Raw genomic sequence first — 11605 nt, forward strand, 5'->3', positions numbered from 1 at the left:
CGACGAAAGGCAGATTCCCCGTACAACCTGAGATGGCCACATACAGGTGATTTTCGACACAGCGTGCCTGGGCACAATGCCTGACCCGCAGATAACCGTGTCGCGTGTCCGTATTGAAGGGAACGAAGACAATCTGTGCCCCTTTCTGAGCGGCAATCCTGGTCAGTTCGGGGAATTCAATGTCATAACAGATCTGAATGGCGATGGTGCCGCAGTCTGTCTCAAATACTTCAACCCGGTTACCCGAACTGACGCCCCACCACTTGCGTTCACTGGGAGTGATGTGAATTTTGTCCTGCTTCCCGATCGTACCATCCCGACCAAATAAATAGGATGAGTTAAACAGTGTGTCATGCTCAACGACAAACTGGGAGCCCCCAATCACGTTGACATTATATTTGACGGCCATTTCTGTAAAGAAATCGAGGTATTGGGGCGTAAATTGTGCCAGTCGACGTGCCGCCTGACCGGGTCGGGTCGCTTCCACACAGGACAGCAACTGCGTGGTAAACAGCTCAGGGAACAGGATGAAGTCGCATTTATAATCAGAAGCGGTATCGAGAAAGAATTCACACTGCTGAGCAAACTCATCGAAATTTTTGATGGATCGCATCTGATACTGTACGACACAAATACGGATCGGTTCGACCGGATGATGAAACCGCCGTTTGGCGCCACGCTTATAATCCAGATTCGTCCACTCCAGGTAGGTCGCATAGCCGCAGGATTCCGTATCGGAAGGCAGATAGTCCGGAATCAGCCCCTGCACGGAAAAACCGTTCGCGAGTTGCGCGGTCAACACCTGATCGTAGACCGCTTTTTCGACCACACAGTCAATATATTCGCGAGCCGTCATTTTGTCGGCATGCAGATGGTATCCGGGAATCCGCCCGGCGATGATCATCTGGGTCAGATTTTTCTGTCGGCACAGTTCTTTCCGCGCGTCATACATCCGTCGGCTGAGTTTCATGCCTCGAAACTCGGGGTGGACCATGATTTCGATCCCGTACAGCGTATCTCCCTTGGGATTATGATTGCGGATAAACCCGTCATCCGCGACCGCTTTCCAGTTATGCCATTCCATGCTGGGATCAAACGTCAGAATCAGACTGGATGAGGAAGCCGCCAGGCGACCATCGATTTCCACACAAAGCTGCCCTTCAGGAAAGTGCTTGAGCTGGCTTTCGATATGCTCCCGTCCCCAGGTCTGCATGCCGGGAAAACAGAGTTGCTCCATTTCCACTAACGCATCAAAGTCGTCCATTGTTAAAGGGCGGACTTCAATTTTCCATTCAAAATCCTTCAGATCAAGCGGTTCCATGAGGCATCCTTAAGTGAATCGGTAGCAGTTTCATTACAGATCACCATTATCGTTTGTGTGACCGATTTTGAATAGTGCTTGTAATTCCTTTTCTCGACAGATGCCGACAATGACCTGGCAGACAGCATTTTTTCGTATCAGCAAAAGTTCCAGATCAGGTATCATGTCCATTTTCAGAAAATAAAGCCTTCGTCTCCCTGGAAGTTAATACGAACAGCGTCCAGGCTCCCAGAACCGTCCCCAATGGAAAAACGATACAGATAACAGCGGCACCGACGAGGCAGGAACGATGACTGATTCGCCTCAAAATGCATACCCCAGTCATAAAGCAGATCAGAGAGAAGAAAACAGTCCAGATCCACATCCCCAGCAACATACTGCGTTGTATTGAATCAAATTGATCACTGCGATCATTTTCCATCCCATCGAGGGATGTCAGGTTTGCTGTTGCTTCCGCATTCTCTTTGACCTGATCGCCAATATTCCTCAAAATCACAAGACTGAATATTGAGATCAGACCCAGAACTAAAAACAGTGCGCCGATCAGATTCAACTGGCTCGCTCTCTTGTCTGTCATCAGGGGCTTTCCTTGGTTGAAATAACAGGGTACTCAAATCGATCTTCTTGGAATTCAAGACAAAAAGTCGTCATCCGTGAGTAGATCTGGTTCTTCAAAGAGAGGTCGGGACTGTTTATCAAACAGGATCATCAGCGTCCAGACTCCCAGAGCGGTCCCGATCGGGAACCAGATGCAGACTGCCGCTGATCCAAAAATACAGACAGTCCGGTGGGTTTTCCGGTAAAGGTTGATCCCGGTGACCAGTGACATGCCGCCAAACAGCAGGCCCAGGAACCCCATAAAGCCATACATCAGATAAATGGGGGGCTGCATGGTCTGGAACATTTCGCGCGGGTCAGGACCAAGTTGAGGTTGCGGAATTTCAATCTGCTCAAATGACTGCATCATCGACTTCATCATCATGTAATGGAGCGGCAGGAACAACAGCCCCAACAGGCAGAGGCCGGCCAGAGCCATGAATAACACTCCGGCTACTTTGAGCTGTTTTTCGAATTTGTCTGTCTGTTCAGACATCTATTGCGACCTGACTTTGAAGTGATTGATAAGTCGAGATTGGACTCAGTCTAGAATAACAAATGAAAAATCAAATCCATTAACGATCCTGAACCTGATGGCTGTGAACCCACCTTTTTCTGGAAAGATTGTCGTTCTGCGTTCTCGGGGTATCGGGCGGCAATCGGCTGGTCGTTCAGGTTCTGGTAGTCGCTCAGATCGGGTTCATCATCCCGCTCCAGCGGATTGAACTCCACATTCGTAAAGAGATAAACGGTGCTCGTTTGACCCCCTTGTTGAATATATTGCACGGCCTTCAATCTCCAGGGACGTTTCTCCAGATGGAGCTTGAATTCCTGAAAAAAAACTGCATGTCTCCGCAATTTTGGCTTACCGGCAATCGTGATATGAGTGTCATTTTCCCGAATGACCATCAGATAAGAATGAGAAATAAACTCATCAAATTTTGCCTGATTAGGCACGCCAGGCAGAACAGGTGCCATGTTGTCCATTTCCGAGAAGTACCGACCGAAATCATACCATTTCGGCTCCGATTCAGTCTGAGGTCGTTTAATAATTCTAAACTCTTCGTACTTTTTTTCTCTGTGATCGATGCTTCTGATCCATGATTTCTGCCAGCGCCATTCTTCGCTGAAACCCTCTTTATACTCATAAGGACTCCCATCAGGTGCTTTCTTCAGAGAGTCAGGATCAGGTTGATTCGGTGCGGGGTTGTATCGAAAGAAACCATACTGAGGTCCCAGATAGCCAAATGTACCCACTGAATGTTTTTGCTGCTGAAATACATCATCGTAATCGATTCTTAAAATCTCGCCTTGTACTCCTGTGAAGCTCAGGCATTCTTCACTCCATTCGTGCAGAACCTCCCGGGCCCGCTGCTCTGTTTCATGGACAGGAGGGGATTTCGATTCCGCTTTGAGGGGAGTCTCAGTCAGCCCGAACACGATCAACGTCAGAAAAACACGGGCATCCATTCAAGTGTTCCTTTTAAGCATGAAATAAATCGATCAGGTCGGGAGGGTTTCCGGGCAACACAAATCCTGGCGGCTGTGCCATTCGTGGGGAATGCCCCGCATCAGCAGGGCACAGTCAAATTCCACAGTCCCTGGCGGAAACCGGTCTGGATCATCAAAGAAGCTGGACGTGATGGATTCCACCTGCAGCGGCTCCGCTTTCCAGTCCTGACAACATAACTCGAGACCATCAAAGTGCCCTGCCCTGTTACTGGCAGAATAGCCGAGTGAACCCTGTTCGAAAAAGTCAGACGCTTCCTGCACGGAGGCAAAAACAGACGATGCGGGCAGTTGGTCCGTCACAGAGCCTGTCACCTGTATCTGTGCCTGACCATCTCTGGCCTGCATTGCAACCGAGAAATGCGTGTCCGTCTCTTCGACTGTAAAACGGGCATGATGATGGGTGCCGGGAAAGATTCGTCCTCCCGCCAGGGCATTCAGACAGGAATCGGTATCGCGGCGGTTCACATAGACCCCCTGTTGCGTCTGTCCGTCCGATACCCATTCGACGGCGAACCGATGGGCGGCGTTTTCCGAACGAATTCCCCAGGAAAAGGGGGCACAACGGGGGCGGACCTTCGTCAGGCGGATGAGACACACGCCACCAATGGCATAGCCTTGAATCAGCTGGGGGCGGAACGGAGCTGGCAGGACCCGCGCCATGGCTTCCGGATCGACCCGGAAATTGGCGAGAATACGACGGTCTATCACGCCTTCAATCGCAGGAATTTTCATCGACGGCTCCTGGAGAAATGAGATTCAACTCCCGTGACTGATCCCACGATACCCCATCTCATGCGTTTCGTCAAAGTGATTCTGTCAGAGGCAAGCTACGATGATTACGAGACTTTCATCCGTACCGTCGTGTAAATTTTTTAATATTTTTTGCTTTCCTAAATCCATATCAGATATGGAAATGCATGTTTTCACCTCCCTGTTTAATCATCGAAACAAAATATTTTTCAATTTTTCTCCGTTGCTATTTGAATAATTGAGTGTTAAATATTCTGTCAACTTGAATAAAGCAGTATCAACGGCCTTCTCCCTGCCCCATAATCTCTGATAGCCGACTCGTAATTCTTTGCTGTTGATTCTTTTTCCAGTTCACGAGTTTTGCGCTCTTATCACGAGATGCGGTATCCGGCAGCTTCCTGAAAGCCCCTTATGGGCAAGTCTTTTTAACATCGTTCTGTCTCAACCCTGCTGTGTATACATCTGCTTTCCGCGATTCTGAAAGCCTGATAAGAATTCAAGATTGTGGTTTTTTCCTTTTCTTTTTTTCTTTTTAAGCCTTTCGGAGACGAAGATGAGACAGCTGTATGGAAAACGGGGTTTTACCCTGATCGAACTTCTGGTGGTGATTGCGATCATTGCCATTTTAATTGCTCTCCTGTTGCCGGCTGTTCAACAGGCACGGGAAGCCGCACGCCGCAGTTCCTGCAAAAACAATCTGAAGCAGCTCGGACTGGCGCTACACAACTACCACGAAACTCACCGCTGTTTTCCGCAGATGCAGGTTGAAGGTATCCGTAATCTGGCAGGTGAAATCCCCACGGAAAGTTATTTGAGCTGGAGTGTCATGCTGCTGCCATTTATGGATCAGACCAACATTTATAATCAGATCAATATGAATGGTCCCTGGCGCACCCAGGCGGGTGTCGTTTTGCAGCCCACCGTGGTCAATCTTGTGATCCCCGCATTTAACTGCCCTTCGGATCCGATGGATGGTGTGAATACGAATATCAACTCCTATGGAAAATCAAACTATCCCGCCTTGTATTCTCCTTCCCGCATTTTGACGACTTCCACCACGCAGGGATATTCGGCTGCCTGGAATAACCACGCTTCTATCAGAATCCGTGATATTACCGATGGCGTCAGCAATGTGCTGATCCTGGGTGAACGTACAACCGAAGACCGTGCTGCAGGTTCCATCTGGATTGGCGCCGTACCTACGAATACTGCTACAGGGGGTAATTATGCAGACTGGTACTGGCACACGGCGCTGGTCCGAAACTGGCAGGGATCCTCGACGGCTCCCATCCCTTCCACAATTTACCTGATCAACGGTATTAACCAGACCAACGGCCTGAAATATGAGTGGACGTTAAGCAGTTCCCATACTGGCGGCTGCCATTTCCTGCTGGGTGATGGACGCGTGCAATTCGTCAGCGAAAATATTGACGGCGAGACCCTGATTTATCTGGCTTCCATCAATGACAAAAACGTGATCGGCGAATTCTAATATTCTGCATTGTGAATGTTTTATACCCCGATTTCATCATTTCTGGTGAAATCGGGTTTCTGATTTTTTTATGACCGGAAGCTGACTTTAATGCTGACAGGAACGAAATTAACTCGACAATTACCGCAGACAGGTTTCTTTTTCCAGTTCTCCGCAGCTGCCTTACTGGCCTGCTGCACGGGATGCTCAGGCGGGGGTGATGAAGTGAAACTCGCTCCCGTTTCAGGTGTTGTCACCATGGATGGGAAGCCTCTGGCTGACGCGGTAGTCATTTTTGCCCCGGAAAAAGGGAATCCTTCCTCGGGGCGGACCGACTCCTCCGGAAATTATTCCCTCATATTCAAAGAAAATGTGCAGGGCGCGATCCCTGGTCCCCATAGAGTCAGCATTATTACCGGTGGACCAGTTGCTTCCCAGAACCCCGATGACGATGGGGGAATCTCCCAGACTTTGCCCATCGACACTTCTCCAGGCGAGAACAATGGCGTCGCTGCGATCAAGCTACCCAAAGGAACTTTCAAAAAAGATCCGATTCCTGAACGCTATAACACAAAATCAGATCTGAAAAAAGAAGTCGTGGATGGCAAGAACTCATTCGACTTTGAGTTAACATCGAAATAATGCCTGACGAATCTTATCGTAAGTATTCCGGGCTGGATTCCAATCAGCCCGCTTTACGATTTGAAGTCTTGCTACAGCGATCCCGGGAGATCTCTGCAGAGAACCTCCGGGTGAAACAGGACTGTGCTTCCAGAAGCTGATTTTATTCAGCGGCCGCTGGTTCCCCGGTGCCGGGAGCAGAATTCGATGCCCCCTGGTGATTCGGATTCAGCTTCAATTGTGCCGCCTCGTCGCAGGGTTCGACCACGACCAGATTCGTCGAAAGCTCATCCACGACCTGGCCTTCCAGTCCGTCTTCTTCACGTCGATACCGCCGGATTTGTGAGGGTTTGGTCCCTTCCGGCAGCATGCCCAGGTTACAGATGGGTTCCCCCGGACTGATGGCGGGCAGAGTAGTCATCCCAATCACAACCGAGTCATAAGGTGCATACAGCATGCTGCGTTCTCTGCCGAGCAGTGTGGTGTTGGTCGCCAGGGGCTGATCTTTTTCGATGATGTCGCCCGGCTTGACGTGAAACTTGAGAAAGCCCCCCCGCTCTGCTCGGACCCAGGTCGATTTATCAACGATTACCTGGTAGTCGGGATGTTCGGGTTCGCCGTCCAGCATTTTCAGGTCGCGCAGGACATTCCTGACCCCGCGGGCTGCAGACTCAACGATCCCCGGTTCGACTTTCCAGACTTCGCCCCCTTCCATGATGATCGTGGGACAACCGCTGTTGCAGGCTTCACGCCGAAACGCGCCCGCAGGTCCCTTGCCATTCATGATGATTTCCGAGCCGAAAGCTTTCGCCAGACGACTTACTTCAGGGTTACTCAGATCCCCGCGGACATTCGGATAATTCGTGCGACGCACCGAAGCGGTATGCAGATCGATGCCGTAATCACAGCGGGATACAATTTCGTCAAAAATGATTCTCGCCATGCGACTGGCAAGACTTCCATTTGATGAGCCCGGGAAGGAACGGTTCAAATCGCGCCGGTCAGGCAGATAGCGGGAGTGGCGATCAAAGGCCAGGATATTGAGGACCGGCACCAGGATGACTGATCCTCTCAACAGATGAAAATTCGCGTCCTGAATCAGTTCACGAATCGCGCCGGTGCCATTGATTTCATCGCCGTGCAGGGCAGCAGTCACAAAGACAACCGGTCCGTCTTCCTGTGCCCGGCGGATGTGAATGGGAATTTTGACATTCATACTGCTGTAGCTTTCGCTGACAGCCAGCTTGACGTCACGCGACTGTCCAGCCGGAATAGAGTCTCCGTTCCATCGGTCGATTGGCTTACGTTGTCGCGGTTTTGTCATGTGCGGCGTCAATCCCTTCCTGACCGCGCTGATTCAGCGGTCTCCTTGACAGCGTCTGTCAGCACTTCTTCGGCCACGGGTAATTCGGGCAGATCCTGAACTTTCGGACGGCGTTTGCGGCGTGTTTTTGAAGGAACCAGATCGCGCATCAGTTCCAGCTTGCCAAAACAGAGTAAACGATCGTGTGACTCCAGCTTCCGATCCGAACGGGGATTGGGAATGACGGTAGTACCACGATAGAGAGTTAACACATTAATGTCTTTGTCCCGCAGGCCCGATTCGTTGATGGCTTTCCCGACATATTCTGAACCTTCCGGGATATGGATCTCGGTGACACCATATCCGCGGCTGACAGTCAGCCTCTGTCGCAAATCGAGCTCCGGAAAATCAACCTGGGCCGAAATGTAATCCACGACGGCACCGGCGATATCGAGCTGAGTACATTTCTCAATCCCTTCCAGGCCGGGTGAGGAATTGATTTCCATGATCTGGGGACCACTTTTGCCTTCCAGCATGTCGACACCAGCCACGCGCAAGCCCATAATCTGCGCTGCCCGCACCGCTGTTTTACAATAGGTTTCATCAAGGATCACCGGTTCCGTCAGGCCTCCACGATGGACATTGCTGCGGAACTCCTGTCCCTGCGCCACACGCCGCATGGCAGCGACCACCCGGTCTCCAACGACGAACGCCCGGATATCACGCCCCTTGCTTTCTGCGACAAATTTCTGAATCAAAACATTCTGTTTCTGGTTCTGCAGTAATTCAATGATGGCTTCTGCTGATTTCACTGTCTCGGCCAGGAGCACGCCGATCCCCTGCGTCCCCTCCAGAAGTTTAATCACCACCGGTGCCCCACCCACGCGTTCAATCGCAGGCAAGACGTCTTTTTTATCTCGAACAAATGTTGTCTGCGGGATCCCGATCTGATGCCGACTCAGGATCTGCAGGCTGCGGAGTTTATCACGAGAGTTGGTAATACCAGAAGAGGAGTTTGCACAAAAGATATCCATCTGTTCGAACTGCCTGACCACGGCGGTTCCGAAATAGGTAATCGAGGCACCGATCCGGGGCAGGACGGCATCATAATCAGAAATGGACTTCTGGCGGAAAAACAGATCTGGTTCCGCCTGTTTGAGATCAATGGCAAATTTGAGCGTGTTCAATACTTTTACCTGAAAGCCACGATGTTCTGCCGCTTCGCGCAATCGCCGGGTACTGTAACAGCGGGGGCTGCACGAAAGAATTGCAAGTTTCATGAAATATCCTTTTGTCGCCTGAACGGCTGCAGTGAGATCCTGCTACACGCGTTTTGGCTTTTTTGGTTGTTGTGGAGTTCCACCATAGTAGGACTTCCCGGCGTCAACTAAAAAACGTCGTCGGAATGCTTCACGACCGAGCAGCATTCGGAAGCCCATTTCATCTCGATTGGCGAGCGTTAATTCAACGGGCCAGCTGACCCCCAGCAGCTTAATATTCGTCACGATGACAGGCCGCAAACTCGCCTTGCCACTGGAACTGCGTACAGATCGAAATTCAAAGATCCGGGCTTCTGCAACAACGACCTCGCGCGTTTTCCGTTGCACGGGATGGACCTTAAATCGAATCCATTTTTCATTGTCGCGCTCAAACTGATGCAAATCATAAGCATGCAGAGACGACGACCGGGCGCCGGTGTCTACTTTTGCTTTAATGCTCTCAATTCCCAGGTCCGGCAGGCTGATCCATTCTCGCCAGCCAATGACAGGCAGACCAGTTTTCCGTCTTTTTTCATTCTGCAGTGTTCTCGTCACGTTTGCTGCATGGCCTCCTTTGCTCTCTTTCAAGTTAGAGAACCTGAGTTTACATCAAATTAGCCTCTGATACCAGTACAGTAACCTGTTTTCACTGATTCTCTGACTGATTACGGCTCCCCCGGCTCATGGCATCCAGTTCACTAACTGCTAACCAGGCTGCCTGAACAGTCAGATCAACACGAACCCACAGCGCATAAAAAAACAGGCGATACCGGTATGTGGCATCGCCTGTCAATCTTATTAGTAAATTGCTTCCTTGATTAGTTCATCGGGCTCGTACCGAAGTCCATGGGAACTGACGGATCCAGTTTGGGAGCATATTCGTAAGGTGCCGCATACTGATATTTCAAAGGTGCTTTGGGATTGATGAGGTATTCATCATCGTTACCGAAATTAGAGGCAGACGGATACTGTGGTGCAAACGTCCGCGAGGGATTCCCCCCAGCAGGAGCGTTAATTCGCTCTGACCAGCCCAAAGTGACATCAACGGTGCTGACAGCGCCCTGTTCTCCCACCTGGATGACAGAAAGCTTGACGTCCTGACCCGGTTGCGCTTTAGCCAGTAAAGAATTTAACTGACGAACAGAAGCCAGGCGATGACTGCCGAAAGACAGAATGATATCGTACTTCATCAAACCGGCCTTCTCAGCAGGAGATCCGGGAGCAACATGCATAATGACCACACCATAACCGGGATTTCCATCCAGATTGGTGCCTACTCCGGTCCACCAGTCTGGCGCACCATTTGTCAGATGCGCTGCCAGGGGGCCAGAAGCATCCGTACAAACCACGCCCAGGGTAGCTTTATAATATTTTGAATAATGTTGATTCAGCCGGGCCTTGTGAGCGTCACTCATCAGAGCCGCGTACTTCTGACGCGCGGTCGAACCATCTTGTTTAGCGGCAGGAGCTTCTTGAGCCTGTGATTCATAATTCACGACCAAAAAGAGTGTGAGAAGACAAAGCAAGCCCTTGCTCGTTATAGACTTCTGCAATTTCATCTTAGTAACCCTTTATCTCAAAATATGTACATGATACATGATATTTCTGGCTGCGGAGCTTCTCTTTCCACGACAATTCAACAATTGACGCACTCAACGCATTTACCCTATCCTAGCTTACGCATATACCTTGTCAAATACGGAAATCGAATTCTGATGATTATTCGCAACATCCTCAGACTCCCCTATTTTCACCAGTTCAGGCTGAGTAGAAATTGAAAACGCTTTCTGGAACCAGAGTCCCAGAACCTGTAAGCTGAGGGTTCAAGCCACCGCATGAGAAACTGAAATCCAGATAGCAGATCTTGCACTGCCCTTTCCGACAGAAAACGCATTGATTACCTGGCACCATTAACGAAATAGAGTTGCCCGGAACGCAAAACAGAGCTGATTGAATACAACCAGCTCTGTTCGCATAAGTTTTTCAAATTTGAAAAGCCAGGCAGTGACTACTCGCTGGGAGGAGGTGGACTGGAAGTCTTATCTTTGTCCTTGTCCTTCTGAGTGATGCGAACCATGAGCCATTGCTGCGTCTCATCTTTACCGGTATGCACCAGCAGGGGCGCTTCGTCTTTGGTCAGGTTATAGATGCCTGTATCATAAACGGTATTTTTGTCATCGCCGACGGTCCAGGCGGCCCGTTGTGTTTTCTTATCCACGGAGCCCTGCACCTGTTGAGTTTTATTGGTTTTCGTATCAGTGTAATTACCCCGGATGATACCATTCGCATCAACGGCCAGTTCCACAACGGAATCGGATTTCGTTTGTCCGCTCGGTGAGAGGGCGAATACGCCCAGCGGCATCCAGTTTTTCTGATCGCTGACATCGGCAGAAGCACCTTGAGAAGCCAGCTGGCTGGCCTGCTGGGTGTATTCTGCTGCAGTACCGACATCCTGATTATTCACGTAAACACTGTTGTCCTGATAGACCACGTTATTCCCATAGTCATAATACAGCGGCTGCGAATTGGCCAAAGTCAACCAGGCCATCATCGAATCCCACGTACAGACACTCCAGGCATACCCTGCTGGCCAGCCCGGCGCGTACCAGACTCCCGGATGGGCGGCATACCAGCCGGGATAATACATCCCGTAGCCTGCAAAGCCACCGCGAATCACAGCGCCATGATAATACCGTGTGGAAGGGGGAACATGCACAAATCCGGCAGCATAACCTCCATCCGGTCCCCGCACGACACCCCCTGCCGTACCT

General features: G+C 50.4%; 11 protein-coding genes and 1 pseudogene. 2 read left to right on the forward strand and 10 right to left on the reverse strand.

Features of this window, described 5'->3' with window-relative positions:
- From AACZ40_RS24585 to AACZ40_RS24605, 5 genes are all read right to left on the reverse strand, one after another.
- Positions 1 to 1321 (reverse strand): GNAT family N-acetyltransferase (locus AACZ40_RS24585; protein ID WP_339676212.1); only part of this gene is annotated, 1321 nt, incomplete at its 3' end.
- A 154-nt stretch (positions 1322 to 1475) separates the two neighbouring features.
- Positions 1476 to 1898 (reverse strand): hypothetical protein, encoded by a 423-nt coding sequence (locus AACZ40_RS24590; RefSeq protein ID WP_291166628.1) that lies wholly within the window; start codon positions 1896 to 1898, stop codon positions 1476 to 1478.
- Positions 1899 to 1952: 54 nt separating this feature from the next.
- Positions 1953 to 2414, reverse strand: a complete 462-nt coding sequence (locus AACZ40_RS24595; protein ID WP_291166626.1) for a hypothetical protein — start codon at positions 2412 to 2414, stop codon at positions 1953 to 1955.
- Between the two features lie 50 nt (positions 2415 to 2464).
- Positions 2465 to 3388, reverse strand: coding sequence for a hypothetical protein (locus tag AACZ40_RS24600; RefSeq protein ID WP_291166624.1), 924 nt, complete (start codon positions 3386 to 3388; stop codon positions 2465 to 2467).
- Between the two features lie 33 nt (positions 3389 to 3421).
- Positions 3422 to 4162 carry a DUF2071 domain-containing protein gene (locus tag AACZ40_RS24605; RefSeq protein ID WP_291166622.1) on the reverse strand — a complete coding sequence of 247 codons (741 nt, stop codon included), beginning with the start codon at positions 4160 to 4162 and terminating at the stop codon, positions 3422 to 3424.
- A 571-nt stretch (positions 4163 to 4733) separates the two neighbouring features.
- Here AACZ40_RS24605 and AACZ40_RS24610 point away from each other — a divergent pair.
- Both AACZ40_RS24610 and AACZ40_RS24615 read left to right on the forward strand, forming a co-directional pair.
- Complete coding sequence (locus AACZ40_RS24610) at positions 4734 to 5672, forward strand: DUF1559 domain-containing protein (protein ID WP_291166620.1); 939 nt, start codon at positions 4734 to 4736, stop codon at positions 5670 to 5672.
- Positions 5673 to 5762: 90 nt separating this feature from the next.
- A complete protein-coding gene (locus tag AACZ40_RS24615) occupies positions 5763 to 6293 on the forward strand; it encodes a carboxypeptidase-like regulatory domain-containing protein (RefSeq protein ID WP_291166618.1) in 531 nt (176 codons plus the stop codon).
- A gap of 142 nt (positions 6294 to 6435) precedes the next feature.
- On the opposite strand, the gene AACZ40_RS24620 is transcribed toward AACZ40_RS24615, so the two are convergent.
- From AACZ40_RS24620 to AACZ40_RS24640, 5 genes and pseudogenes are all read right to left on the reverse strand, one after another.
- Entirely contained in the window at positions 6436 to 7596 is a 1161-nt protein-coding gene (locus tag AACZ40_RS24620) for a succinylglutamate desuccinylase/aspartoacylase family protein (protein WP_291166616.1), read from the reverse strand.
- Positions 7597 to 7604: 8 nt separating this feature from the next.
- Positions 7605 to 8855, reverse strand: a complete 1251-nt coding sequence (locus tag AACZ40_RS24625; protein ID WP_291166614.1) for a RimK family alpha-L-glutamate ligase — start codon at positions 8853 to 8855, stop codon at positions 7605 to 7607.
- 42 nt (positions 8856 to 8897) lie between these two features.
- A complete protein-coding gene (locus tag AACZ40_RS24630; RefSeq protein ID WP_291166612.1) occupies positions 8898 to 9422 on the reverse strand; it encodes a RimK/LysX family protein in 525 nt (174 codons plus the stop codon).
- Between the two features lie 230 nt (positions 9423 to 9652).
- Positions 9653 to 10249, reverse strand: coding sequence for a PDZ domain-containing protein (locus AACZ40_RS24635; protein ID WP_291166610.1), 597 nt, complete (start codon positions 10247 to 10249; stop codon positions 9653 to 9655).
- Positions 10250 to 10842: 593 nt separating this feature from the next.
- A pseudogene (locus tag AACZ40_RS24640) lies at positions 10843 to 11605 on the reverse strand (hypothetical protein); the annotation flags it as partial.

It is taken from the genome of uncultured Gimesia sp., from assembly GCF_963972345.1.
Taxonomy (GTDB): Bacteria; Planctomycetota; Planctomycetia; order Planctomycetales; family Planctomycetaceae; genus Gimesia.